Here is a 25434-nt window from a genome sequence, read left to right as displayed (position 1 = left end):
TACCCACGTGTTACTCACCCGTCCGCCGCTAACATCAGGGAGCAAGCTCCCATCTGTCCGCTCGACTTGCATGTATTAGGCACGCCGCCAGCGTTCGTCCTGAGCCAGGATCAAACTCTCCGATAAAGTAGTTTGACTGACTACGCACATCGCTGTGCGATTTATAAAAAAATGAATTAACAGGTACGTTTTGTCTTGTTTAGTTTTCAAAGATCATCACTGCCACTTAACGAAGCAGCTTTATTAATATAACATTCAGCTTCTTTTAAGTCAATAACTTTTTTCAAAGCATTTAATGAAGCTTTTAATTGTTGTCAGCTGTTTATCAGCGACGAATAATAATATATCACGGATATTATCAAAAGGTCAACACCTAATTTAAGCTGTATACAAAGATACATTTTATGGGTTATATTCAATCGGCCATGCTCATAAGATGTAATACAAGAACAATGGACAAGATAAGGAGGCATCATCAGTGAATCACTTCTATGTGTGGCACATTAAACGAGTGAAACAATTTATCATTATACTTATCGCCGCATTTGCAGCAGCCAGCTTTTTTTATATCCAAAGAGCTGTCCCGCTTCCCGTGTTTTCAACTGACACCGGACCTAAAGCCATTTATAAAGGAGAAACAGATTCGAAAGACGTTGCCCTTACTTTTGATATCAGCTGGGGTGATGAAAAAGCCGAACCTATACTTAATACTCTGAAGGCGAACGGGATTAAAAATGCGACGTTTTTTCTTTCCGCTTCTTGGGCTGAACGCCACCCCGACACAGTGGCGCGTATCGTGAAGGACGGCCATCAAATAGGGAGCATGGGCTACGCCTATAAAAACTATGCCAATTTAGAGAGCATCGAAATAAAAAAGGACATTAACCGTGCGCAAACTGCCTTTGAAAAGTTAGGGATCAAAGACATACAGCTATTAAGATCCCCTACCGGACAATTCAACAAGAATGTTCTAACGGTCGCAAAGCAATACAACTATACGGTCGTTCATTACAGCATAAACTCTCAGGATTGGACGAATCCCGGAGTTGAAAAAATCATCGATAATGTGACCCAGCAAGTTTCCGGAGGAGACATTGTTCTTTTACACGCCTCCGATTCGGCAAAACAAACAGAAGAAGCGCTGCCCGATATCATCCATCAGCTGAGAGAAAAAGGATTAAAAAATGTAACCGTAGGTGATCTCATTGCAAATTCTGATGCCAAATCCTCAGAGATAAAGTAATTACTTCGCTGCAAACTTTGGCAGCATCAGCAATTGGAAAGCATTACACGCCATTAACGGAAAAAGCATTAAATAAAGCCAGTCCTCATCATTTACTCTTAACGCAGGGAACCATTCTAATGCAGTAATCACAACCATTAAAAACAATGATGACACAAACGTTTTCTTAGGGGACTGCTTTTGCTTTATATATGCTGTTACCACCCCAAAGATCAGTAAAAATACTGGTAACCACGCATAGCCAGTCAGCGATTCTCCGCTCTCTCCAAAAAATAAAAACCGCACGTACATTAAATCAAAAGCAACAAACAAGATGAAAAACAACTGAAGCAAATTCCACAAAGATGAGGATCTTAATATCTCAAGTGCAAACCGGTGAACGGTTAAAAAAACGAAAAAACCCATTTGGCTGATTACACTAAAAATCATGCCTACTCCAACAAACCAAAATAACACAGAGAAAATCTGCCCCGCTTCGAATTCTAGAAACAGCCCCTTATATCCTCCCCATTTTAAAGCAAAACCCACAATACCCGTGATAACCGCTCCGACAGCTAAATTAGAAAAGAAAAAACGAACCAAACCACGGCTTTTCATTTCTTTCATCCACCCCTCAAGAATCGCAAACCGCGATATTTTGTTATGTATAATTCTAAACAGATGAATCATATTAAAAGTAAGACAAGTATGTGAAAGGAGCTTAACCATGTCAAAAGCCAAAACGCTATTGATAAGCTGTTTTTTGTTATTATCTGTAACAGCTTGTGCTCCAAAAGACCAAGCAGCGGATATGGACTATGATCAGACTAAAAAAATGGTTGTTGATATATTAAAAACTGATGATGGAAAGAAAGCCATTAAGGAATTATTAAACGATGATGCGATGAATGAAGCGTTGGTGATTGACCAAGATGCGATTAAAGGAACGATAGAAAAAACACTCACCTCTAAAAAAGGAGAAGAATTTTGGAAAAACATCTTTGAAGACACTGATTTTGCCGAAGGTTTTGCGAAAACTCTTCAGAAAGAGCATGAAAAAGTGATAAAAAAACTGATGAAGGACCCGGATTATCAGAAGATGCTGATGGACGTTATGCAGGATCCAGGCATGAATAAAAAGTACAGCCAACTGGCAAAAAGCCAAGAATTCCGCAGTTACTTAGAAGAGGTTATTAACGAAACACTTTCTAGTCCGCTTTACAAAAAACAGTTCGAAGATGAACTGAAAAAAGCAGCAAAAGAAACCGCCAAAGAAAGTGAATAAAAGGAGAGCCGGGATATAGAATCCCGGTTCGCCTTTTTTATACTTGCACTGACATTTTGTCAACTATTTTTTTTGCGATGTCCTGATATATTTCTCCTATAGGATGGCTTTTGTCATATACAGACGGAGCAAATTGATCCTTATCCCAATCAGGTTGTTTCAACGGGATTCTGCTAAGCAAAGGCACATTCAATTCCTCGGCTAGTTTATCTCCACCGCCTTTTCCAAAGACGTATTCTCTTTCCCCTGTCTTTGCGCTTTCATAATAAGCCATGTTCTCTATAACACCAACAACTTCATGATCAGTTTTAATTGCCATAGAGCCTGCTCTAGCCGCTACAAAAGCAGCTGTAGGATGCGGCGTTGATACGATGATTTCTTTGCAGCTCGGAAGCATTGTATGTACATCGAGAGCAACGTCCCCTGTTCCAGGCGGAAGATCAAGAACAATATAGTCTACTTCTCCCCACTCTACTTCATGGAAAAAGTTGTTCAGCATTTTACCAAGCATTGGCCCTCTCCAAACGACCGGCGCATTTTCTTCTACGAAGAAGCCCATTGACATCACCTTTACCCCGAAGCGTTCAACAGGAAGAAGTTTCTCTCCTTCTATAGTCGGACGCACAGTGATACCCATCATATCCGGCACACTGAAGCCATAAATATCCGCATCAATTAAACCGACCTTTTTCCCTAGACGAGCCAGAGCAATAGCAAGATTTACTGACACAGTCGACTTGCCTACGCCGCCTTTTCCGCTTGCTACAGCAAGAAAGACTGGCGGATTATCCATATTTAATAATGTTTTTTTCTCAGCTGACGGCGCCCGGAACTTATCAACCGTTTCCTCAGGCAGCTCTTCAAATCGAAGGCCGACTGTCTCTGCGCCTGCCCCTTTTAAGACGTTTACAATCTCTTGCTGAATTTGCATTTGTTCTGCGGTTCCGGTTTTTGCAAGAGCGACTTTTACACTGACATGCCGTTTTTCAGGCTTTATTTTAATTTCCTTAACGGCATCCAATTCTCCCAGAGGTCTTTGAAGAAAAGGTTCGCGCATTTCACCGACTAGTTTTCTTACTTCATCTTCTCTTATCATCGAACCTCACCCTTTTGTGTATTCGTTTTCAAGCAATATTATATCATACATAATTGGCAGGTGTCCTATGCTTAGAACCATAAGAAAACCCTCCTTCACTCTGGAGGGTTTCCTTTTTCTGTGTAATATCGCATAATGCCTTTATATATGGAAGATGCCACCTTGTCCTGATATTTCGATTTCCCGAGCAGCTTTGCTTCACTTGGATTGGATAAAAACCCGACTTCTATAAGCGCTCCCGGTTTGGTGACGTTTTGCATTAAGTAGACACCATGAATCCGCTTTGCTTTCCGGGTTGTGTTTTCCAGGTTGCTTCTCAATTCATCCTGAATGTATTTCGCGACCTTCTCATTTTCTGCGTATTTTCCGAAATAAAAGCTTTGGGCTCCGCTCCACTTTTGCGAAGGAATCGCATTGAGATGAATACTGATATAGAGTTCAGCCTCTGAATGGTTTATTAATTTGACCCGCTGTCTCAAGTCTTCCGCTTTTCGTCTGCTATAGCCCTTCGTTCCTTCTGGAGCGAGATCGGTATCACTTTCCCTGGTCATAATGACAAGCGCCCCTTGTTCCTGAAGGTAGTCCCTGACTCTAAAGGCCACTTCCAGGGTTACATCCTTCTCTAACAGCTTTCCGCCGACTGCTCCGCCGTCAGGGCCGCCATGACCTGGGTCCAGATAAATAATTTTCCCGCTCAAGGGCAGACTCCACGGCTCCCATGAATCGTTATTGCTGAACTGATACTTAAATAGAAACAGTAATACGATGAAGCCTAGCAAAAAACCGAGCCATTTAAGCTTTCTCCTCATCCCTTCCCCTCCCGCTTGTCCGTTACTACTATAACTATGGGACAGGGCCGGGAAATATGATTATCGCATGCGAAGCTTACACTGTTTTTCTCTTTGGACAAACCCCTCTGTCCACCAGTCTTTAATGAACTTTCGTGCTGCTTCATAAACCTTATTTTTATCAAATGTTGCGTATTGCTCGTGTATCCAATTATAGAGATAATCAAAAAACTCCATACGCAGCTCTTCTTCTTCGCTTGCTGAGCGGGCACTGATGCTCTGCATGGATTCTCCGTAATAGCCGAATATCCCAAAACGCCCGCCTAACAAATAAGCTTCTATCGCAAAATCAATACATCCTTCGCTGATAATATCTCTTTCATCATCTAAAAACGGGAATAATGGTTCCAAACAGTCCTTAACAGACAGAATAATTTGCCTCAGAGAGAGTTCTTTGAGCAAGTTCTTTTCTAATTCATAATCCTTTTGGCGTTTCACATCCATAAAAGACAGTACCTCTGCCATACAAATTCACTCTCCTTTTACCGGTTATTTTGAGGTTTGGATGGTGAAACCATGCCCGAATTCGGTTGGAAATTCGCCCAAATGAAGGTGCAGAGACCGGTAAAAAGAAGGGGATTTAGAAGCTTTCTACAGAGGTTAGAACAAATGTTCTTTCTATAGCATTATAAAAGCAGCCCCTCTAATAGGTTGCTGCTTTTCATACTTTCACACTTCTTGTTGCAGAATATGTATGAATATATTGGTCCAATACAAAACCGCCTTTATCTTCATAAAAGCCAGTGACGATAAAACCGGCATCAATTTGGCCCTTGATTTGGTCTTCTAAGGAATGGCCGAATTCCAGAGCTTCTTTATTTTCAATCAGTTTTTTCACTTTATGTTTTGGAAGATCTTCTGGGTCGGCATATGGAATAGAGTGTTTTACTTTTAAAATACCTTGCTGTTCTAATTCTACATCAAACAGAAATACGACAGGATTGACAAAACCCGAGATTAGAGCACCGTTTCTTTTCAGCACACGGTGGGCTTCCTTCCAGACCGGGAGGACATTCTCAACAAAAACATTAGCAACAGGATGTACAATGATATCAAATGATTCATCCTGAAATTGACTGAGATCGTCCATGCTTCCTTTGACAGGATGTATCGCGAGACGATCGCGCTCAGCAACCATTCTATCCTGATCCAGCTGCTTTTCCGAGTTATCTAATACAGTGACATCCGCTCCTGCGGCTGCCAAAACCGGACCCTGCTGGCCGCCACCTGATGCTAAACAGAGAACTTTCAGCCCGTTGACAGGGGGAAACCAATCTCTCGGCACATCTTTCATTGGTGTCACCCTTATATCCCAATTTCCTTTTTTCGCTTGTTCGATGACATGCTGCTCGACAGCAACTGTCCATTCATTACCTGTTTCTACTTTTTGATCCCAAGCTTTGCTATTATGATCTACTAACGCATTCATGAATCGTTCTCCTTACTTTAATGTATAGAGTATAACAAATATTTCTAGATTGTTATCGCTTTCCCTTTGCATATTTAGAAAAAAGTTCATAGAAACGCAAAAAAACCACAAAGGAGATGTGATTTTTTTGGCTAGTGATTATCATATCATTTTTTTGAATCATATAAATGGCAAAACACTTGGTGCTGCTCGGACATATTGCTTAGCACCGGCATCTCTGTTTTGCATTGCTCCATGACAACTGGGCACCTCGTATGAAACGGACAGCCGGCCGGCGGATTTGAAGGACTAGGCAAATCACCTTTCAGCACAATACGTTCCTTTCTGCGATGCGGGTCTGGGATCGGGACAGCTGACAGCAGCGCTTTCGTATACGGATGCTTCGGATTCTGTATAATTGAATCGCGATCGCCAACTTCAACCAGTTTGCCAAGGTACATGACACCTATACGGTCGCTTATAAAATCAACAACACTTAAATCGTGTGCTATAAACAAGTAGGTTAAACCAAATTCCTTCTGCAAGTCTTTCATCAAGTTAAGTATCTGCGATTGGATCGATACATCGAGTGCGGAAACAGCTTCATCTGCAATGATCAGCTTCGGATTAACAGCGAGAGCCCGGGCGATTCCGATTCTTTGTCTTTGCCCGCCGCTGAATTCATGCGGAAAACGACTGCCGTGCTGACGGGACAGCCCCACCGTATCCAGAAGCTGATGCACTTTTCTTTCACGTTCAGAAGAAGTCATGAGTCCATGAACAATCAACGGTTCTTCAATGATTTCTTTCACTCTCATTCTGGGATTCAATGAGGCGTAAGGATCTTGAAATACCATTTGAAAATCTTTGCGCAAACTACGCACGTTTTTATCATTCATTTTTGTAATATCCTGTCCATTAAACAGAATACTGCCTTCTGTCGGCTCAAGCAGCTTCATTAACATCCGTCCGGTTGTCGACTTTCCGCATCCACTCTCTCCGACCAGGCCGAAAGTTTCTCCGCGATTAATTGTAAATGATATATCATCAACCGCTCTCACGGGCTTTGATTTTTTAAAAAGTCCCGATGAATCCGCAAAGATTTTTTTCAAGTGTTTCACTTCAACTAAAGGTTCATGATTCATATACTTGCTCCTCCTTTCGCTCATTTTCATTAAGCCAGCATCGGCTTGTTCTTCCTTCCCCCACGTTTAGCAGCGGCGGTTCTTTTTTCAGGCATTTATCAAAGACAAACGGACAGCGTGATGCAAATTTGCATCCAGCCGGCCAATCCTCTGCCATCGGAACATTGCCTTGGATAGAATGCAAACGTTCCTGTCGCTTTCCGATTTGAGGGATGGATTCCAGCAGCCCTTTTGTATACGGATGCTTCGGATCATCAAACAGATCATAAACCGAGCCTTGTTCTACAATTCTTCCTGCATACATTACAGCCACTCGATCACACGTTTCAGCGATGACGCCAAGATCATGTGTGATCAACAATATCGATGTGCCGTGTTTCTCCTGCATATCTTTCATGACATCTAGTATTTGGGCTTGAATCGTCACATCAAGTGCTGTCGTAGGTTCATCTGCGATTAATAATTTAGGCGAACAAGACATGGCCATGGCGATCATGACGCGCTGTCTCATTCCTCCGGACAACTGGTGAGGGTATTGTTGTAAAATTTCATCAGCCCTTGAAATACCGACTTGGGTCAGCATTGAAACTGCATGTTCATCCGCTTTCTTTCTTGAATATTTGAGATGCTTTTTAATCGCCTCTCTTAGCTGATTCCCTATCGTTAGAACAGGATTCAATGAAGTCATCGGCTCTTGGAATATCATGGCGATCTCTTTTCCCCGCAGTTCCCGCACTTCTTTTTCTGAAAGATCTAATAGGTCTTTGCCGTCAAAATGAATTGATCCGCCGACTATCTTTCCCGGTGTGTCTTTTAACAGTTTCATAATGGATAAAGAGGTGACGCTTTTTCCGCTCCCGGACTCACCGACAATACCCAGAATTTCACCTTCGTTTATCGTAAAATCAACTCCGTCAACTGCAGGAATTTCCTTACCGTTTACAAAAAAACTCGTCCGTAGCTGATTGACGCTTAATATCGGTTTCATTCATTTACCTCCTAATCCTTTATCTTAGGATCAAGTGCATCCCGGAGTCCGTCACCAAGCAAATTAAAAGCTAAAACGGTGAGAAATATTGCAAGTCCCGGAAAAATCGTCACATGCGGAGCTGTGTTTAAGTAGTTATGCCCATCACTCAGCATAGCGCCCCATTCAGGAGTAGAGGGATCTGCTCCTAATCCTAAAAAGCTAAGTCCTGCCGCTATTAAAATAGCAGAACCGATTCTCATCGTGAAATACACGATAATCGTTGAGAACGTACCCGGCAAAACGTGTTTAAGAATAATGCGTGTATCTTTAGCACCTGTTGATTTTGCCGCTTCCACGTACAGACTTGATTTCATCTCCAGCACACTGCTTCGAACAATCCGCGCAAATACAGGCACGCTGAATATAGCAACTGCAAAGATTACATTCATCAAACCTGTTCCAAGTATTGCGATAATACCGATTGCCAGCAGCATTCCCGGAAAAGCTAATAAAATATCGCAGAATCGCATAATCAAACTATCAATCCACTTACCAAAATAGCCGCTTATAATGCCAAGTGCACTCCCGGCTAAAGCTCCCAAAAAAACAGAAGACAAACCAACAGATAAGGAAATTCTCGCTCCGACTAATATCCTGCTGAAGATATCCCTTCCGTATGCATCGGTTCCCGCCAAATGAGCTGCTGAAGGCTTTAAAAATAATTGGCCGTAATCGACTTTTGCAGGGTCATATGGCACAAAATACTGGCCGAATAATGCGACAATAAATAATAGCAAAAGAAATACAGCGGATATCAGCGATACTTTTTGCTTTTTAAAAGAAACCCAAAAATCATGGAACCTGCTGCTTTTTGCCGGCTTCTCAACATGTTTTATCTCCATTTGATATCCTCCTTCCTATGATCCGTAGCGTACTTTCGGGTTCAGCCAGCCATATAATAAATCAACAATTAAATTAATGAGTAGAAATTCAAAAGAAAATAATAAAAGTTCAGCTTGTATAACCGGGTAATCCCTTGACACAATTGAATTAATTAACAGACGGCCCAATCCGGGCCAACTGAATAACGTTTCTGTAATGATTGATCCGCTAAGCATAAACCCGAACTGTAATCCAGTCATCGTGACAACCGGAATCATTGCATTTCTGAAGGCATGCTTCATGAGAACTGTATATTCATGCAGGCCTTTAGCTCTGCTCGTCCGGATATAATCATTCTTTAACACATCCATGACTGCTGATCTTGTAAAGCGGGCAATGATAGCTGCAACTCCTGCTCCTAGCGTAATAGAAGGAAGAATATAATGTTTCCAAGAGTCTATTCCGCCTGTAGGAAGCCAGCCTAATTGAACGGAAAACAGCTGCATGAGCATAAGCCCCAGCCAGAAAGAAGGAATAGATATCGCTGAAACGGCAAAAACCATTGTAATATGATCCTGCCACTTGTTTCTTTTGACAGCTGAAACCAATCCGATTGGAATTCCAAATAGCAGGGACCAAAACATGCTCACAACTGTCAGCCAAAATGTCGGCATAAACCGCTCAGACAACATCTCTGCCACAGGTCTTCCCGCCTGAATAGACGTTCCTAAATCTCCTTGAAAGAGATTGGACATATATGAGATGTATTGTTGATATAAAGGCTGATCTAAGCCATATTTCTCTCTTACTAATTTGATTTCATCAATTGTTGCATCACTGCCTGCGATTAACCGGGCAGGGTCTCCGGGAATCATATGCACGAACATAAAGACAATAACAGTAATAATGAACAAGAGAGGAATCATCAGCAATAAACGTTTGATTGAATACTTTATCATTAGGCGCCCTCCTTGACTTCAATAAAAGGAGGCTGACCCATACGAGTCTGCCTCCGGAACACGCTGGATGGGCGTCACCCAAGCGCCAGCATTATTTTTTTTCTGCCCCGCGAACATCCATCACACCTGATGGCTGCATCACCACTCCGTCGACACTGTCTTTTTTCGCATAAATTAAATCTGGTACAGCAAGGAAAACCCATGGAGCATCTTCCCAAATCTGCTGCTGCGCTTTTCCATATAATTCTTTGCGTTTCGCCGTGTCAGAAGTTTGTAACGCTTGGTTCAGAAGACTGTTTACAGTATTACTTTGGTAGTAAGACGTGTTATAAGAATTCGGCGGGAATGCTTCCTCTCCGCCAAAGACAGGGCGAAGACCCCAATCGGCATCGCCGGTAGACGGAGACCATCCGCCATTATAAAGCTCCAGATCAGCATCTTTCGCGTTTGTAACACCCCAGATTTTATCCCCGATAGTACCGCTTTCCATAGGCACTGTTTTTAATGTAATTCCTACTTTATCAAGCTGCTGTTTATAGAATTCCATCATTTTAACCTTATCAGAGCTGTTTCCGCCCCAGATTGTTGCCTCAAACCCATTTGGATAACCCGCTTCTTTTAAAAGCTGTTTCGCTTTTTTGATGTTATATTCGTATGGTGTTTGTCCAGCGTAAAACTGTGTATCAGGTGCAATAGATGATTTCGCTTCAGAAGCATATCCGTTATATACAACTTTCAGGAAAGCTTCTTTATCAATTGCATAGTTAATAGCCTGGCGGACTTTCACATCATTAAAAGGCTTTTTCATAGTATTCATTGAAAAATACTTCACAATTAAAGACGGCTTTGTAACCAGTGACAGTCCGTCGGTGTTCTCAATTGTTTTTGTATCTGTCGGAGGTACGGGATAGATGAAATCCGCTTCTCCCGTTTGAAGCATCGCAATTCGTGCCCCATTTTCAGGAACAGGCTTAAAGACAATGTTATGTACCTTTGGAAGGTCCTTGTTCCAGTAATTTTTATTGACAGTTAATTTAAGATATTCGCCGTGCTGCCATTTTTCAAATGTAAACGGTCCTGTTCCGACCGGGCGCTGTGATACTTTGTCACCATATTTTTTTATCGCATCAGGACTAATCATCATAGCTGCCGGATGAGCAAAGTTGTTGATCATCGCCGCAAATGGCTTGCTTAAAGTGACACGCACTGTATCATCATCTATGACTTTCGTTTCTTTTACTAACTCAAATAAACTATGTCGTTTTAACTTAGATTCAGGATCGGCAAGACGGTCAATATTCGTTTTCACCGCTTCGGCATTAAAGTCCGTTCCGTCTTGGAACTTGATTCCTTTCTTGAGCTTGAACGTAAACTCAGTCGAATCTTTGTTTACCTCATAGCTTTTGGCTAGGACAGGAACGACTTTGTTATCCTTATCAAAGCCTAAAAGTCCCTCCATAATAGCTGATTCAGCTGTATAGGATGCATTATCGTTTGTATCATGAGGATCAAGCGTTGTCACATCACTTTCTAAAGCAACCGTGAATGTATCACTTGATGAACCCTTACTCTCTGAAGCTTTATCATTTTTATCGTTGTTACCGCACGCCGCTAAGAAAACACTGGTAATAAGCACAAATGACAAGCTGAATATAAACCGCTTTTTCACTCTAAACCCCCCATATAAAATTGTTAAAATTTAAACTAATTGAACAATAGTGTATACTACAAGAGAAGCTTCATATTGTCAATAATACTGATAAGTTTAATAAGCTTTATGGCAGTCTGCAGTATAGTCAGTTGGAAGGAATGAGTATAGATGAAACCTGTTATCGGCATATCAGGGAGTATCATCATTGATCAAGGCGGGCGTTTCCCAGGTTATAAGCGCGCCTATGTGAATGATACATACGTTCAATCTGTTTTAGATGCGGGAGGCGTCCCTTTTATCGTGCCTATTATAAATGATGAAGAAACAATCGATCAGATGATACAGCAAATAGATGGGCTTGTGATGTCAGGAGGGCATGACGTTAACCCACTCCTTTACGGTGAGGAGCCTCTTGCTAAGCAAGGTTCAGTTTTTCCCGAGCGAGATGAATTTGATCAATTACTAATAAAAAAAGCCATTGCTGCCGGCAAACCCGTATTTGCCATTTGCAGAGGATTGCAAATTTTGAATGTCGCGTTTGGCGGCTCTATTTACCAAGATCTATCTTATATTAAGAATGCATCTATTAAACATGATCAGTACAATAATACCAAGGTTCCCACTCATACCATTGACATTGAAACGGGTACGCACCTTCATTCTATATTTGGAGATACAGCGCTGGTCAATTCGTTCCATCACCAAGCGATTAAAGATGTGGCTCCCGGGTTCCTTATATCTGCACGGGCACGGGATGAAGTCATTGAAGCAATCGAAATGGAGAGCAGCACATTTGTGCTTGGGGTTCAGTGGCATCCGGAAATGTTGACAAAAGGATATCCGCTCATGCTGATGCTATTCGAAACTTTAGTGGAGAAAGCCAATCAGCAAAAAGCGGCCGTTTTATAAAGCAAAAAGCAGAAGCACTCATATAGGCTTCTGCTTTTTTATAAGGATATAAAAAAGCTCCCAACCCAAGGTTGAGAGCTTCGAAAACGTAAAATTAACGTTTTGAGAACTGAGGTGCACGACGAGCGCCTTTAAGACCGTATTTTTTACGTTCTTTCATACGAGCGTCACGAGTCAGAAGACCAGCGCGTTTAAGTGTTGCACGGTATTCTGGATCTGCTTCAAGCAAAGCACGAGCGATACCATGACGGATTGCTCCAGCTTGACCAGATAAGCCGCCTCCATGTACGTTTACTAAAACATCATAAGTACCAGCTGTTTCAGTCAAAGTTAATGGTTGTTTGATATCTTCAATTAGAGCTGGAGATGGGATGTGCTCGCTGATTTCACGATTATTAACGACGATACGACCTTCTCCTGGAACTAAGCGCACACGCGCTACAGAGCTTTTACGACGGCCAGTACCGTAATATTGAACCTGTGCCAAATTGGTAACCTCCTTTTTAATTAACCGCGAAGTTCGTAAACTTCAGGTTTTTGTGCTTCATGTGGATGCTCAGAACCACGGTATACGTTCAATTTTTTGAACATTTGACGACCTAGAGAACCTTTTGGAAGCATGCCTTTGATAGCAAGCTCAAGCATTTTCTCAGGGTAGTTTGTACGCATTTCAAGAGCAGTTCTTGATTTTAATCCGCCTGGATGTTGAGTGTGACGGTAGTAGATTTTGTCAGTTAACTTTTTACCAGTTAACTCGATTTTTTCCGCGTTGATGATGATCACATGATCTCCAGTATCAACGTGCGGTGTGTAAGTCGGTTTGTGTTTTCCGCGAAGGATAGATGCAACTTCTGTAGAAAGACGTCCTAGAGTCTTGCCAGCAGCATCAACAACTAACCACTTGCGTTCAATAGTACTTGCGTTAGCCATAGGTGTTGTACGCATTGAATTTCCCTCCTAAATGATCTGTCATTTTCAATAAACTTCGATTACGTTCTATTTCACAACACAATAAGTTTCCGGGGCTTATCGTGGGGTTGAAATACATACCATATGATATCTTATAACTTTATGCAGACTCTGTCAAGAAAATATTACACACCTGGTTTAGTTGTCATAGCAAACGTTCCATAAATATAGCCCGTGCCCCGGCGCTGTGCGCCCTGCCGCTTCGCGATCCTTCGCTTCCAGCATAGATTTCACATCATCGGGAGAAATTTTACCAATACCTGCATCAAGCAAAGTACCCGCAATAATTCTGACCATATTATATAAGAAACCGCTGCCTGTGATCCGCATTTGCAGGCCGTCATCTGTCTTAGTCCAATCAAGTTCGTAAATCGTTCTTACCTTGTCCTGCACTTCTGTTTTAACCGCGCAAAAGCTCGTAAAATCATGCGTCCCTAAAAGATGCTTTGCCGCTTCTCTCATGTTCTGCACATTAAGGTGATATGAAAAATGGTAAGCGTAATGCCGTTTAAATACGTCCGGGTGTTTATCCGTGTATACAAAGTAGCGATATTCTTTTTTCACTGCGCTAAATCGTGCATGGAACCCATCATCCGCAATTTCTGCCTGTTTGACTGCGATATCGTCCGGAAGCAGTGCATTTAAGGCATACGGCCATCTCTCTGCCGGGATAGACAGCGGTGTATCAAAATGAATCACCTGTCCGGCTGCGTGAACCCCGCTGTCTGTTCTTCCTGAAGATACGACCGGGATTCTTTCTTTCGACTTATGCAGGACAGCTAAAGCCTTCTCCAGTTCACTCTGAACCGTTCGTTTGCCCGGCTGAACCTGATAACCGTTAAACAAGTGTCCGTCATAAGAAATCGTGCATTTCAGTCTCATACCCGCACCTCTAAGCTCTTAAGAAAAATAACAAAGCAGCCAATACCATCAAGCTGACAATGACAGAAGTATCTTTTCCTGTCCATACAAGCTTTCTATATTTCGTCCGTCCCTCTCCGCTTTGATAGCCTCTTGCTTCCATTGCCACCGCAAGCTCCTCGGCACGTTTGAATGCACTGACGAAGAGAGGGACAAGAAGCGGGACAATAGCCTTTACTCTGTCTTTGACAGGGCCGCTTGTAAAATCAACGCCTCGCGCCATCTGAGCCTTCATGATCTTATCTGTCTCCTCCATCAAGGTCGGGATAAACCGCAAAGAAATTGACATCATAAGAGCCAGCTCGTGCACAGGAAGCTTTACTTTTTTTAATGGATTCAGCAGCTGTTCCATTCCATCGGTAATCTCAATCGGAGTAGTCGTTAGTGTTAATAAGGTTGTGATTAAAATCAGATAGACGAATCTTAGAGAAATGAATATCCCTTGAACCAAACCGCCCTCATAGACTTTGAAAACGCCTAATTGAAAGATAATCGGTCCTTCGTGTGTCATTAAAATGTGAAGAAGGAACGTGAAAAGGACAATCCAGATAATAGGCTTTAACCCTTTCAGTAAAAAAGAGAAAGGAACTCTTGTTAAAGAAACGACGCCCACTGTAAATAATCCAAGCAGTGCATATGTCTGTACATTATTGGCTAAGAATACGATACAAACAAATAAAAAGATCGTGATGAGTTTTGTTCTGGGGTCAAGCCGGTGCACAAGTGAAGAGCCCGGTACATACTTGCCGATAATCATGCTGTCCATCATAAGGTTTTCTCCCCATGAAAGAGAGTACGGATTTCAGCAGCGGCATCTTCAATCGTGAGCATAGGCTCTTTAAATTTGACGCCTAGTGCAGCTTCCAGCTGTCTTTGGAATTTGATCGTTTCCGGAAGATCCAGCCCCCAGCCAGCCATCTCTTCACCTTTTAAAAACAAATCACGCGGACTGCCTGAAGCTTGTATCGTTCCTTTATGCATGACAATCATTTCATCAGCGTATGCAGCTGCATCCTCCATGCTGTGAGTCACAAGGATCGTCGTCAGGTTTCCCCGTTGATGAAGCTCATAAAACATGTCCATTATCTCTTTTCGACCTCTTGGATCCAATCCAGCAGTCGGTTCATCCAAAACAAGCACTTCAGGATCCATGGCAAGTACGCCGGCAATTGCAACTCTGCGCATTTGTCCCCCGCTTAATTCAAAAGGCGATCTGTCCAGAAGCTCTTCTGATAAACCTACAAGCTTCAGCATCTCTCTCGCTCTTTGTTCAGCAGCCTCTTTTTTCACACCAAAATTCATTGGTCCGAACGAAATATCTTTGAGAACTGTTTCTTCGAATAATTGATGTTCAGGAAATTGGAAAACGATTCCGACTTTTTTGCGAAGGGCTTTCAGCTCTTTATTCTTTTTCCCTGCCTGAATGACAGTGCTGTCTAGTGATATCCGTCCCTTCGTCGGCTTCAGAAGACCATTCAGGTGCTGAAGAAGAGTGGACTTGCCAGAGCCTGTATGCCCGATAACGGCTACGTAGCTTCCTTCGTTAATCGATGCATTGATGTCATACAGTGCAAGGCGCTCAAACGGCGTCTTCATCTGATAGCGATGCTCTACATCTTTGATTGTAATGTCCATAGCTCTTTCACCAGCCCTTCCTGAGTCAAATGATTTTCTTCCAGTGCCAGTCCATTTTCACGTAATAGCTGGCTAAGCTGGAATGAGAAGGGTAAATCAAGCCCGATTCGAACAAGTTCCTTATTCAATTTAAAAATCTCTTCAGGCGTCCCTTCGGCATGTTTCTTACCGCCATTCATGACAATGATTCGATCTGCTTTTGCTGCCTCATTCAAATCATGTGTGATGGAAATGACAGTTGCCATACCCTGTTCCTTTAAGTATCTTACCGTTTCAAGCACTTCTTCTCGCCCAATCGGGTCAAGCATAGATGTTGCTTCATCTAAGATAATAATATCAGGACGTGCGGCAATAACTCCCGCAATCGCAACTCTCTGCTTTTGGCCTCCGGAGAGATGGTGCGGCTCTTGATCGAGAAAATCTTGCATATTCACCTGTTTTACTGCCCAGTCTACTCTCTCAATCATTTCTTCCCGCGGTACACCATTGTTTTCTAAACCAAAAGCCACATCATCGCGAACCGTCGTTCCGACAAATTGGTTATCCGGATTTTGAAAGACCATACCGATCTTCTTACGCACTTCCCAAACCGATTCCTCTGTCAATTGAATCCCGGCAACCTTGATATCACCTGATTCAGGAAGGATTAAACCATTCAAAGTCCGGGCCAGTGTTGATTTTCCTGAACCGTTATGACCTACAATAGCAAGCCATTCACCCTCATACACCTGCAGGGAGACGCCGTCTAGTGCCCGCCTTTCTGCGTCTTTCCGATATCGAAATACGATATCCTCTACCGATATCAACTGATTTTGATTCATGGAAAACCGGCCTCCTCTCAGCTAACGCTCTGCTATTCTCTCTATATAAAAAGTTGCAGTATCTAAAAAAAGGGCATAGATCCAGTTAGAAACTGTCCCGCCCTTCTTTAGATACACAAAAATATGTGATATTAAACCAATTCGATAATTGCCATTGGTGCTCCGTCACCACGGCGAGGACCAAGCTTCATAATACGTGTGTATCCGCCTTGGCGCTCCTCGTAACGAGTTGCAATGTCAGAGAATAATTTTTGAAGTGCATCTTGGTTATTTTCTTCGTTAGCAACCTCGTTGCGGATGTATGCAGCAGCTTGACGGCGAGCGTGAAGATCACCGCGTTTGCCAAGCGTGATCATTTTTTCAACTACAGAGCGAAGTTCTTTCGCACGTGTTTCAGTTGTTTCGATTCTTTCGTTGATGATCAAATCAGTTGTAAGATCACGAAGCATAGCTTTACGCTGTGCACTCGTACGTCCTAGTTTTCTGTATGACATGTGATGTCCCCTCCTTTATTGGAATGCTGTTTCTGATAATAAACACACGAAAATCCTAGTTCGCATAGGAAACTAGTCAATCGTCTTTGCGAAGTCCGAGTCCAAGTTCTTCTAGTTTCGCTTTCACTTCTTCAAGTGATTTGCGTCCTAAATTACGAACTTTCATCATATCTTCTTCCGTCTTGTTCGCAAGCTCTTGAACCGTGTTAATACCCGCACGCTTTAAGCAGTTGTAAGAACGAACAGAAAGATCTAATTCTTCAATTGTCATTTCAAGAACTTTCTCTTTTTGATCTTCTTCTTTTTCAACCATGATTTCAGCATGTTGAGCTTCGTCAGTTAAACCAACGAATATATTAAGGTGTTCAGTTAAAATCTTTGAACCAAGCGCAATGGCTTCTTTCGGTCCAGTGCTTCCATCAGTCCAAACATCAAGTGTAAGTTTATCATAGTTTGCAACTTGGCCTACACGAGTGTTCTCTACCTGATAAGATACACGAGAAACTGGTGTAAAGATAGAATCGATCGGAATCACGCCGATTGGCTGATCGTCTCTCTTGTTTGCGTCAGCAGGCGTATACCCACGTCCTCTTTGAGCAGTAAGGCGAACTCGGAAACTCGCATTCTCACCAAGAGTCGCGATATGAAGATCTGGATTTAAAATCTCTACATCACTATCGTGTGTAATATCTGCTGCCGTTACAGTTCCTTCGCCCTGTACATCAATTTCTAACGTCTTCTCTTCATCAGAGTAGATTTTCAATGCAAGCTTTTTAATGTGTAAGATAATCGTTGTAACATCTTCCACAACGCCTTCAATTGTCGAGAATTCGTGCAGTACACCATCTATCTGGATTGATGTTACAGCGGCACCAGGGAGTGAGGATAAGAGGATACGACGTAAGGAGTTACCCAGAGTTGTACCATATCCACGCTCAAGTGGCTCTACGACAAACTTACCAAATTTGGCATCGTCGCTGATTTCAACCGTTTCGATTTTTGGTTTTTCAATCTCGATCATTACTTAAAACCCTCCTTCAAAACGTCGAAACCTCGAATAGAATCATATGAGATTCCATCCGAAATTCCCCATTGTTTAGTCCCGTATGTGCTCAGGCAACGAGTCGGTGCATTCGTTTCATAAATAACTGTATCATAACCCATTATTGACAGGGACACAAAATCTATACAAACAAATTACACGCGGCGACGTTTTGGTGGACGGCATCCGTTATGAGGAACAGGAGTTACGTCTCTGATAGCAGTGACTTCTAGTCCAGCAGCTTGAAGTGCACGAATTGCAGCTTCACGGCCTGAACCAGGGCCTTTAACAGTAACCTCAAGAGTTTTAAGACCATGTTCGATTGAACCTTTAGCAGCTGTTTCTGCAGCCATTTGCGCAGCAAAAGGAGTAGATTTACGAGAACCTCTGAATCCTAGAGCTCCGGCACTAGACCAAGAAAGAGCATTACCATGAGTGTCAGTGATCGTAACGATCGTGTTATTGAAAGTTGAGCGAATATGAGCAATTCCAGACTCAATATTCTTTTTCACGCGACGTTTACGCGTGTTAGATTTACGAGCAGCAGCCATTGTTTAGGTACCTCCCTTACTTATTTTTTCTTGTTAGCTACAGTACGACGCGGACCTTTACGAGTACGCGCATTGTTTTTAGAGTTTTGTCCGCGAACAGGCAAACCTCTGCGATGGCGGATTCCGCGGTAGCTTCCGATTTCGATCAGACGCTTAATGTTAAGAGAAACTTCACGGCGAAGGTCACCTTCTACTTTCAGTTTATCAATAACATCACGGATTTTACCAAGTTCTTCTTCAGTAAGATCACGCACACGAGTATCTTCTGAAACACCAGCCTCTTTCAAGACTTGTTGAGCCGTTGTGCGGCCAATTCCGAAGACATACGTTAAAGAAATAACAACACGTTTGTCACGTGGGATATCTACACCAGCAATACGAGCCATTCTCTGGGCACCTCCTTATAAATTATCCTTGTTTTTGTTTATGCTTTGGATTTTCACAGATCACCATTACTTTTCCTTTTCTGCGAATAACTTTACATTTTTCGCAGATTGGTTTAACTGATGGTCTCACTTTCATGTGTTTCCAACCTCCTTCAGTTTCCGGAGTGCTTTATTTGTAACGGTACGTAATCCTGCCACGAGTTAAGTCATATGGAGATAATTCTACCGTAACTTTGTCTCCAGGTAAAATGCGAATGAAGTGCATGCGGATTTTACCAGATACATGAGCCAAAACAGTATGGCCGTTTTCGAGTTCGACTTTGAACATCGCGTTTGGCAATGTTTCGACTATAGTACCTTCCACTTCAATTACATCGTCTTTCGCCATTCAAGTGTTCTCCCTTCTTCAAATCAGTAACTTGCTTTCTGACAAATTTCAAAAGAGAAAATCTCAGTTTTCCGTTTGTCACACGCCCTGTTTCGTTTATACTGTTCTGAACTTCCGGAGATACGCAATCATAAAGGGTTAAATGATTGATATTCTTTTTCTTAGGAGAATGAAATGTACGCTTTTCTCCGTCTGCTGTTAGTACAATGATGATCGTTAACAATTCCAATGACAACAGCAAGATGAATTCAGTCCTGCCAATGTTCATCCAAACTTTCTGCCCTATCAAGCCGGATAAAACACCTGTCTTCGGAATTATTTTCATCACCTAGACTCTCGTCAGTATATCAAAACCCGTTTCCGTAATCGCAATTGTATGTTCAAAATGAGCACACTTTTTCCCATCTACCGTTACAACCGTCCAGTTATCAGCCAATGTTTTCACGTAGCGGCTGCCAGCGTTCACCATAGGTTCAATAGCGAGAACCATGCCAGGTTTGAGCCGTGGTCCTTTGTTGGGCGGACCATAATGAGGAATTTGCGGGTCCTCATGCAAGTCTTGACCAACACCATGTCCGACATACTCCCTAACAACTGAAAACTGCTCATTTTCGACATACGTTTGTATTGCGTGGGAAATATTCGACAAACGTTCACCTGGTTTTGCTTCCTGCAAGCCTTTATATAAAGACTCCTCTGTCACTTCCAGAAGTTTTTTGTCATCATTGCTGATGTTTCCTACCGGATATGTCCATGCAGAGTCACCATGATAACCATTTAATTTAGCACCGATATCAATACTGATGATGTCTCCGTCCTTCAGCACCCTGCTGCCAGGAATACCGTGAACGAGTTCTTCATTAACTGATACGCAAATGCTCCCGCGAAACCCATTATACCCCTTAAAAGATGGGATTGCACCCTGCTTATTAATAAAACGTTCGGCAATTTGATCCAATTCTTTTGTCGAGATTCCTGGTTTAATATGCTTTTTTAACTCTTCATGAGTTAAAGCCACGATTCGCCCTGCTTCCCGCATGATACCAAGTTCACGTGGGGTTTTACAGATAATCATTTTTTTAATCCTCCAAGAAGATCCTTCACATCTGCATATACGTCTTGAATGTCCTGTTGGCCATTCACGTTTGCAAGATAACCTTTCTCAGAATAAAAATCGAGTAAAGGCTGAGTTTGCTTCATGTTTACCTCAAGCCGTTTAGAGACTGTTTCCTCATTATCATCTGCCCGTTGATAGAGTTCGCCTCCGTCTTTATCACAAACACCCGGCGTTTTCGGCGGATTAAAGACTAAATGATAGGTTGTGCCGCAAACACTGCAAATTCTGCGTCCAGTCAGACGTTCCATCAGAACATCCTTGTCGACTTCAATGTTAATGACATAATCAATCGGCTTGCCGTACTCCTCAAGAATTCCTTCAAGAGCCTCGGCTTGAGCGACTGTTCGCGGAAATCCGTCCAGAAGAAAACCTCTTTCACAATCGTCTTTGCCAAGCCTTTCTTTTACAATTCCGATTGTGACTTCGTCAGGTACGAGCTCTCCCTTATCAATATAAGATTTTGCTTCGAGTCCGAGTGGTGTTTCTTCTTTCATAGCAGCACGGAACATATCTCCTGTTGAGATATGAGGAATCCCATAATCCTCAACAATTCGTTCGCCCTGTGTACCTTTACCGGCACCAGGAAGCCCCATTAAGACTAAGTTCATTCGGATTTCCCCCGTCCTCTCTTTATTAAGAGGGAATGGATAAATCCATTTCCTCTAGTTTTTCATAAATCCACGGTAGTTTCGTTTCACCAACTGGCTTTCTAGTTGCTTCATTGTCTCTAAGGCTACCCCGACAACAATTAACAAAGATGTTCCGCCAATTTGTGCACTTTGAGGCAATCCAGCGAATTGAATGAAAAAGATAGGAAGAATGGAAATCACGGCTAAGAATATAGAACCCACAAACGTAAGTCGATACAAAATGCTCGTAATTCTATCTTGAGTCATTTTCCCTGGACGAACCCCCGGGATATAGCCACCCTGTTTTTTAAGGTTATCAGCCATTTGTTCAGGATTGACCTGTACAAAAGCATAAAAGTACGTAAAGGCAATAATCAACGCAACATATATCGCCATACCCACCGGATGCGTATTATCAAAGTAGTTTTGAATCCACTTTGTCACATCGTTTGTTCCAAAGAATGACGCGATCGTCCGCGGCGTTATCAGAAACGCAACCGCAAAGATGACCGGAATAACCCCCGCAGGGTTTACTTTCAATGGTAGGTGAGTAGACTGTCCCCCGCCTGCAGGTGAACGACCTGTGCCTTTAGCATATTGAATCGCAATTTTCCGTACGGCTTGCTGAATGAAAATAACTCCAACAATAACTGCTAAAATCGCAATCACAAGAAGTGCGATTTTTACAATATGAATAAACAACTGATCGTCGCTGCCGACAAATTGAGTCTCATATATTTGTCCAACCGTTTTTGGAATACTAGCCACAATCCCCGCGAAGATAATGATCGATATTCCGTTGCCTACCCCATGAGACGTAATTTGTTCTCCGAGCCACATTAAAAAGGCAGTTCCGCCAGTGAGCACTAAAGCAATGATGAGATATGTCGAAACACCCGAATTTTCGATCAGCATACCGTTTGCCAGATTGTTGAATCCGTATGACATACCTAACGCTTGGATGAACCCAAGCACAATCGTAAAGTACCTTGTGAACTGAGCTAATTTACGGCGGCCAACTTCACCTTGCTTAGACCACTCGGTAAACTTCGGCACAACATCCATCTGAAGCAGCTGAATGATGATCGAAGCCGTGATATAAGGAGTAATTCCCATTGCAAAAATGGAGAATTGGTAAAGCGCACCGCCGCCAAATGTATTAAGGAGATCAAAAACACCCATTTGAGACTGTGCCTGTAACGCTTCAGCGTTAACATAAGGCACAGGAATAAACGCACCTATGCGAAAGACGATAAGCATGAGTAAAGTGAATATGATTTTATTCCTGATATCACTCACACGCATAAAGTTGGAGATTGTTTTAAACAAGTTAGATCACCTCAGCTGTACCGCCAGCAGCTTCAACAGCTTCTTTCGCAGAAGCAGAGAATTTATTGGCTTTTACAGTTAATTTTTTCTCTAATTTACCGTTGCCAAGAATCTTTACTCCTGCATTAAGTTTGCTAATAACACCAGTCTCAAGAAGAAGTTCAGGAGTGACTTCCGTTCCTTCTGCAAAACCGTTCAATTTGTCTAGGTTGACTACAGTGTAATCCTTGCGGTTGATGTTAGTGAAACCGCGTTTAGGAAGACGTTGGAATAAAGGCATTTGTCCCCCCTCGAATCCTGGACGCACACCGCCGCCAGAACGAGCGTTTTGACCTTTGTGACCTTTACCAGCTGTTTTACCGTTACCAGAACCAATACCACGACCTACGCGATTACGCGTTTTGCGTGAACCTTCTGAAGGTTTTAATTCATGAAGTTTCATTAGGACACCTCCTTATCCGATCAATTATTTTTATTGTTCTTTAACAGAAACTAAATGAGATACTTTATTAATCATACCGCGAATCGCAGCGTTGTCTTCATGAACAACAGTTTGGTTTGTTTTCTTTAAACCAAGTGTTCTCACAGTAACGCGTTGATCTTCCGGACGACCGATTACACTTCGTTTGAGGGTAATTTCTAATTTAGCCATTAATGTTCCCTCCTTATCCTAACAGTTCTTCTACAGATTTTCCACGAAGCTTCGCAACGTCTTCAGCACGTTTAAGTTCACTTAAACCTTGAAGAGTTGCACGAATCATGTTGATCGGTGTGTTAGAACCTAAAGACTTAGAAAGGATATCAGCTACACCTGCAAGCTCAAGTACCGCACGTACAGGGCCTCCAGCGATAACTCCAGTACCTTCAGAAGCAGGTTTTAACAAGATGTTACCTGCACCGAAACGTCCGATGATTTCGTGTGGAATTGTAGTTCCAACCATTGGTACTTCAATTAAATTCTTTTTCGCATCTTCAACAGCTTTGCGGATCGCTTCTGGTACTTCTTGTGCTTTACCAGTACCGAATCCTACGTGTCCGTTTTTGTCACCGACAACGACTAGAGCTGCGAAGCGGAAACGACGACCACCTTTAACAACTTTCGCTACGCGGTTAACCGTAACTAAGCGTTCTTCTAACTCTAATTTGCTTGGGTCAATACGACGCATAATCATGTGTCCCTCCTTCTTTTATTAAAATTTAAGTCCAGCTTCACGAGCAGCATCAGCTAAAGCTTTTACACGTCCATGGTATAAGTATCCGCCACGGTCAAATACTACGTCAGAAATGCCTTTTTCAGCAGCGCGTTTTGCAACTAATTCTCCAACTTTAGTAGCAGCAGAAGCATCTCCTGTGCTTTCAACGTTCAAGTCTTTATCGAGAGTAGATGCACTAGCAAGTGTTACACCATTTACATCATCGATGATTTGAGCGTAAATGTGCTTGTTAGAACGGAAAACGTTCAGACGCGGTCTTTCAGCAGTACCGGAAAGTTTAGCGCGAACACGAGCGTGTCTTTTAAGACGAGCAGCATTTTTGCTAGTTTTCGTAATCATCTAGGTCACTCCTTTCTTCACTTTAAGCGATCTTACTTAGCAGATTTACCTTCTTTGCGGCGAACAACTTCACCTTCGTAGCGGATACCTTTACCTTTGTAAGGCTCTGGAGAACGGACAGCGCGAATGTTAGCAGCAATAGCTCCTACACGTTCTTTGTCTGTTCCTTTTACAACTACTTTAGTTTGAGAAGGAACTTCAATTTCGATGCCTTCCTCAGGAACGATCTCAACAGGGTGAGAGTATCCAACGTTTAAAACAAGTTTATTTCCGGATTTAGACGCACGGTAACCGACACCGACTAATTCCAAACCTCTTTCAAATCCTTTAGATACACCTTCAACCATGTTGCCAAGCAGACTGCGAGTAGTACCATGCAGCGCACGGTGCTCTTTATGATCAGAAGGACGAGCGACTGTAAGCACATTGTCCTCTACTTTAATCTCCATATCAGGGTGAAACGTACGAGTTAATTCTCCTTTTGGTCCTTTCACAGCTACAGTATTGTTATCGTTTAACGTAACTGTAACATCAGAAGGAATCTCAAGTAACTTCTTACCTACACGAGACATACCAAACACCTCCATTCATGTTAAACTTCTTACCAAACGTATGCTAGAACTTCTCCACCAGCTTGTTTTGCACGGGCTTCTTTGTCCGTTAAAACACCTTGTGATGTAGAAATAATCGCAATTCCAAGACCGTTAAGTACGCGAGGTACTTCATTAGATTTAGCATATACACGCAAACCAGGCTTGCTGATTCTTTTAAGACCAGTGATAACGCGCTCGTTGTTTTGTCCGTATTTCAAGAAAACGCGGATGATACCTTGTTTGCTGTCTTCTACGAACTCAACGTCACGAATGAAACCTTCACGCTTTAAAATTTCAGCAATTTCTCTTTTCAATTTAGAAGCAGGAATTTCAAGCTTCTCATGACGTACCATGTTTGCATTGCGAATACGAGTTAGCATATCTGCAATTGGATCTGTCATAACCATTATATAATTACCTCCTTCCCTTTCTTGGGGATTACCAGCTGGCTTTTTTCACGCCAGGAATTTGTCCTTTATATGCAAGCTCACGGAAACAAATACGGCAAAGTTTAAATTTACGAATGACTGAATGCGGACGTCCGCAGCGTTCACAGCGTGTGTACTCTTGTACTTTAAACTTTGGTGTACGTTGTTGTTTCGCAATCATAGACTTTTTAGCCACGATTTCG

At 42.4% G+C, this 25434-nt stretch carries 36 protein-coding genes and 1 rRNA gene; 3 read left to right on the top strand and 34 right to left on the bottom strand.

Translation table 11 applies throughout. The features are described from left to right. Positions 1–126, bottom strand: a 16S ribosomal RNA gene (locus JMN17_RS20345); the annotation flags it as partial. A 352-nt stretch (positions 127–478) separates the two neighbouring features. Between JMN17_RS20345 and pdaB the strand changes: the two genes are divergently transcribed. Then, a complete protein-coding gene (pdaB, locus tag JMN17_RS20340) occupies positions 479–1243 on the top strand; it encodes a polysaccharide deacetylase family sporulation protein PdaB (RefSeq protein ID WP_202329134.1) in 765 nt (254 codons plus the stop codon). Here pdaB and kbaA read toward each other — a convergent pair whose 3' ends face one another. Beyond that, on the bottom strand, positions 1244–1840 hold the full coding sequence (kbaA, locus tag JMN17_RS20335) for a KinB-signaling pathway activation protein (RefSeq protein WP_202329135.1): 597 nt from the start codon (positions 1838–1840) through the stop codon (positions 1244–1246). It abuts the gene before it with no gap. A gap of 109 nt (positions 1841–1949) precedes the next feature. Here kbaA and gerD point away from each other — a divergent pair, with 109 nt between their 5' ends. Further along, a complete protein-coding gene (gene gerD, locus JMN17_RS20330) occupies positions 1950–2507 on the top strand; it encodes a spore germination lipoprotein GerD (RefSeq protein ID WP_087991713.1) in 558 nt (185 codons plus the stop codon). A gap of 37 nt (positions 2508–2544) precedes the next feature. On the opposite strand, the gene salA is transcribed toward gerD, so the two are convergent. The 9 genes from salA to JMN17_RS20285 all read right to left on the bottom strand — a co-directional run bounded on the left by salA (position 2545) and on the right by JMN17_RS20285 (position 11484). After that, positions 2545–3603 (bottom strand): iron-sulfur carrier protein/transcriptional regulator SalA, encoded by a 1059-nt coding sequence (salA, locus tag JMN17_RS20325; RefSeq protein ID WP_202329133.1) that lies wholly within the window; start codon positions 3601–3603, stop codon positions 2545–2547. Between the two features lie 95 nt (positions 3604–3698). Next, entirely contained in the window at positions 3699–4412 is a 714-nt protein-coding gene (gene cwlD, locus JMN17_RS20320) for an N-acetylmuramoyl-L-alanine amidase CwlD (protein WP_202329130.1), read from the bottom strand. Between the two features lie 60 nt (positions 4413–4472). Then, complete coding sequence (locus JMN17_RS20315; RefSeq protein ID WP_202329128.1) at positions 4473–4916, bottom strand: YbaK family protein; 444 nt, start codon at positions 4914–4916, stop codon at positions 4473–4475. 196 nt (positions 4917–5112) lie between these two features. Beyond that, positions 5113–5880: a class I SAM-dependent methyltransferase gene (locus JMN17_RS20310; RefSeq protein ID WP_202329126.1), complete on the bottom strand. Its 768-nt coding sequence runs from the start codon at positions 5878–5880 to the stop codon at positions 5113–5115. Positions 5881–6026: 146 nt separating this feature from the next. Next, entirely contained in the window at positions 6027–7004 is a 978-nt protein-coding gene (locus tag JMN17_RS20305) for an ABC transporter ATP-binding protein (protein WP_202329124.1), read from the bottom strand. Next, a complete protein-coding gene (locus JMN17_RS20300) occupies positions 6994–7992 on the bottom strand; it encodes an ABC transporter ATP-binding protein (RefSeq protein WP_202329122.1) in 999 nt (332 codons plus the stop codon). The genes JMN17_RS20305 and JMN17_RS20300 overlap by 11 nt, the downstream gene beginning before the upstream one ends. Positions 7993–8003: 11 nt before the next feature. Continuing rightward, positions 8004–8876 (bottom strand): ABC transporter permease subunit, encoded by an 873-nt coding sequence (locus JMN17_RS20295; protein WP_202329121.1) that lies wholly within the window; start codon positions 8874–8876, stop codon positions 8004–8006. A gap of 15 nt (positions 8877–8891) precedes the next feature. Next, positions 8892–9815, bottom strand: coding sequence for a glutathione ABC transporter permease GsiC (gsiC, locus tag JMN17_RS20290; protein ID WP_087991705.1), 924 nt, complete (start codon positions 9813–9815; stop codon positions 8892–8894). Positions 9816–9906: 91 nt separating this feature from the next. After that, positions 9907–11484 carry a glutathione ABC transporter substrate-binding protein gene (locus JMN17_RS20285; RefSeq protein ID WP_202329120.1) on the bottom strand — a complete coding sequence of 526 codons (1578 nt, stop codon included), beginning with the start codon at positions 11482–11484 and terminating at the stop codon, positions 9907–9909. Positions 11485–11634: 150 nt separating this feature from the next. Here JMN17_RS20285 and JMN17_RS20280 point away from each other — a divergent pair, with 150 nt between their 5' ends. Next, positions 11635–12375 (top strand): gamma-glutamyl-gamma-aminobutyrate hydrolase family protein, encoded by a 741-nt coding sequence (locus tag JMN17_RS20280; RefSeq protein ID WP_087991703.1) that lies wholly within the window; start codon positions 11635–11637, stop codon positions 12373–12375. Between the two features lie 94 nt (positions 12376–12469). Here JMN17_RS20280 and rpsI read toward each other — a convergent pair whose 3' ends face one another. From rpsI to rpsN, 23 genes are all read right to left on the bottom strand, one after another. After that, the gene (rpsI, locus tag JMN17_RS20275; RefSeq protein WP_003225846.1) at positions 12470–12862 is read right to left on the bottom strand and encodes a 30S ribosomal protein S9; all 393 of its coding nucleotides are present in this window, start codon (positions 12860–12862) and stop codon (positions 12470–12472) included. Positions 12863–12882: 20 nt separating this feature from the next. Then, entirely contained in the window at positions 12883–13320 is a 438-nt protein-coding gene (gene rplM / locus JMN17_RS20270) for a 50S ribosomal protein L13 (protein ID WP_003225844.1), read from the bottom strand. 162 nt (positions 13321–13482) lie between these two features. Beyond that, positions 13483–14226: a tRNA pseudouridine(38-40) synthase TruA gene (gene truA, locus JMN17_RS20265; protein ID WP_202329119.1), complete on the bottom strand. Its 744-nt coding sequence runs from the start codon at positions 14224–14226 to the stop codon at positions 13483–13485. Between the two features lie 10 nt (positions 14227–14236). Further along, positions 14237–15034: an energy-coupling factor transporter transmembrane component T family protein gene (locus JMN17_RS20260; RefSeq protein WP_202329118.1), complete on the bottom strand. Its 798-nt coding sequence runs from the start codon at positions 15032–15034 to the stop codon at positions 14237–14239. Continuing rightward, positions 15031–15900 (bottom strand): energy-coupling factor ABC transporter ATP-binding protein, encoded by an 870-nt coding sequence (locus JMN17_RS20255; protein WP_087991700.1) that lies wholly within the window; start codon positions 15898–15900, stop codon positions 15031–15033. The genes JMN17_RS20260 and JMN17_RS20255 overlap by 4 nt, the downstream gene beginning before the upstream one ends. After that, the gene (locus tag JMN17_RS20250) at positions 15876–16721 is read right to left on the bottom strand and encodes an energy-coupling factor ABC transporter ATP-binding protein (protein ID WP_087991699.1); all 846 of its coding nucleotides are present in this window, start codon (positions 16719–16721) and stop codon (positions 15876–15878) included. The genes JMN17_RS20255 and JMN17_RS20250 overlap by 25 nt, the downstream gene beginning before the upstream one ends. Positions 16722–16852: 131 nt before the next feature. Next, positions 16853–17215 carry a 50S ribosomal protein L17 gene (gene rplQ, locus JMN17_RS20245; RefSeq protein ID WP_003225836.1) on the bottom strand — a complete coding sequence of 121 codons (363 nt, stop codon included), beginning with the start codon at positions 17213–17215 and terminating at the stop codon, positions 16853–16855. Positions 17216–17291: 76 nt separating this feature from the next. Continuing rightward, positions 17292–18236, bottom strand: coding sequence for a DNA-directed RNA polymerase subunit alpha (locus tag JMN17_RS20240; protein ID WP_087991698.1), 945 nt, complete (start codon positions 18234–18236; stop codon positions 17292–17294). A gap of 176 nt (positions 18237–18412) precedes the next feature. Beyond that, the gene (gene rpsK / locus JMN17_RS20235) at positions 18413–18808 is read right to left on the bottom strand and encodes a 30S ribosomal protein S11 (protein ID WP_010332782.1); all 396 of its coding nucleotides are present in this window, start codon (positions 18806–18808) and stop codon (positions 18413–18415) included. 20 nt (positions 18809–18828) lie between these two features. Continuing rightward, complete coding sequence (rpsM, locus tag JMN17_RS20230) at positions 18829–19194, bottom strand: 30S ribosomal protein S13 (RefSeq protein WP_003156545.1); 366 nt, start codon at positions 19192–19194, stop codon at positions 18829–18831. A gap of 22 nt (positions 19195–19216) precedes the next feature. Beyond that, positions 19217–19330, bottom strand: coding sequence for a 50S ribosomal protein L36 (gene rpmJ / locus JMN17_RS20225; protein WP_003156543.1), 114 nt, complete (start codon positions 19328–19330; stop codon positions 19217–19219). A gap of 33 nt (positions 19331–19363) precedes the next feature. Then, positions 19364–19582 (bottom strand): translation initiation factor IF-1, encoded by a 219-nt coding sequence (infA, locus tag JMN17_RS20220; RefSeq protein WP_003156508.1) that lies wholly within the window; start codon positions 19580–19582, stop codon positions 19364–19366. Then, the gene (locus JMN17_RS20215; RefSeq protein WP_242519929.1) at positions 19560–19907 is read right to left on the bottom strand and encodes an RNA-binding protein; all 348 of its coding nucleotides are present in this window, start codon (positions 19905–19907) and stop codon (positions 19560–19562) included. The genes infA and JMN17_RS20215 overlap by 23 nt, the downstream gene beginning before the upstream one ends. Positions 19908–19910: 3 nt before the next feature. Further along, positions 19911–20657 carry a type I methionyl aminopeptidase gene (gene map, locus JMN17_RS20210; protein WP_087991697.1) on the bottom strand — a complete coding sequence of 249 codons (747 nt, stop codon included), beginning with the start codon at positions 20655–20657 and terminating at the stop codon, positions 19911–19913. Beyond that, entirely contained in the window at positions 20654–21307 is a 654-nt protein-coding gene (locus tag JMN17_RS20205) for an adenylate kinase (RefSeq protein WP_087991696.1), read from the bottom strand. The genes map and JMN17_RS20205 overlap by 4 nt, the downstream gene beginning before the upstream one ends. Before the next feature lie 54 nt (positions 21308–21361). Then, positions 21362–22657, bottom strand: a complete 1296-nt coding sequence (secY, locus tag JMN17_RS20200) for a preprotein translocase subunit SecY (protein WP_087991695.1) — start codon at positions 22655–22657, stop codon at positions 21362–21364. Position 22658: 1 nt separating this feature from the next. Continuing rightward, positions 22659–23099, bottom strand: a complete 441-nt coding sequence (gene rplO / locus JMN17_RS20195; RefSeq protein WP_087991694.1) for a 50S ribosomal protein L15 — start codon at positions 23097–23099, stop codon at positions 22659–22661. Between the two features lie 30 nt (positions 23100–23129). Next, positions 23130–23309, bottom strand: coding sequence for a 50S ribosomal protein L30 (gene rpmD, locus JMN17_RS20190; RefSeq protein WP_003156497.1), 180 nt, complete (start codon positions 23307–23309; stop codon positions 23130–23132). 13 nt (positions 23310–23322) lie between these two features. Further along, the gene (rpsE, locus tag JMN17_RS20185) at positions 23323–23823 is read right to left on the bottom strand and encodes a 30S ribosomal protein S5 (RefSeq protein WP_003328273.1); all 501 of its coding nucleotides are present in this window, start codon (positions 23821–23823) and stop codon (positions 23323–23325) included. A 24-nt stretch (positions 23824–23847) separates the two neighbouring features. After that, positions 23848–24210 (bottom strand): 50S ribosomal protein L18, encoded by a 363-nt coding sequence (gene rplR / locus JMN17_RS20180; RefSeq protein WP_087991693.1) that lies wholly within the window; start codon positions 24208–24210, stop codon positions 23848–23850. A gap of 32 nt (positions 24211–24242) precedes the next feature. Beyond that, positions 24243–24782 carry a 50S ribosomal protein L6 gene (gene rplF / locus JMN17_RS20175; protein WP_087991692.1) on the bottom strand — a complete coding sequence of 180 codons (540 nt, stop codon included), beginning with the start codon at positions 24780–24782 and terminating at the stop codon, positions 24243–24245. 29 nt (positions 24783–24811) lie between these two features. Then, entirely contained in the window at positions 24812–25210 is a 399-nt protein-coding gene (gene rpsH / locus JMN17_RS20170; RefSeq protein WP_003241998.1) for a 30S ribosomal protein S8, read from the bottom strand. A gap of 31 nt (positions 25211–25241) precedes the next feature. Then, positions 25242–25427: a 30S ribosomal protein S14 gene (rpsN, locus tag JMN17_RS20165; protein ID WP_003156488.1), complete on the bottom strand. Its 186-nt coding sequence runs from the start codon at positions 25425–25427 to the stop codon at positions 25242–25244. Positions 25428–25434: the final 7 nt, after the last annotated feature.

Origin of the sequence: Bacillus sp. RHFS10 (assembly GCF_016757475.1) — a bacterium.
Taxonomy (GTDB): domain Bacteria; phylum Bacillota; class Bacilli; order Bacillales; family Bacillaceae; genus Bacillus; species Bacillus subtilis_G.
The sequence above is the reverse complement of the archived record's forward strand: the minus strand, read 5'-3'. Positions and strand labels throughout refer to the sequence as shown.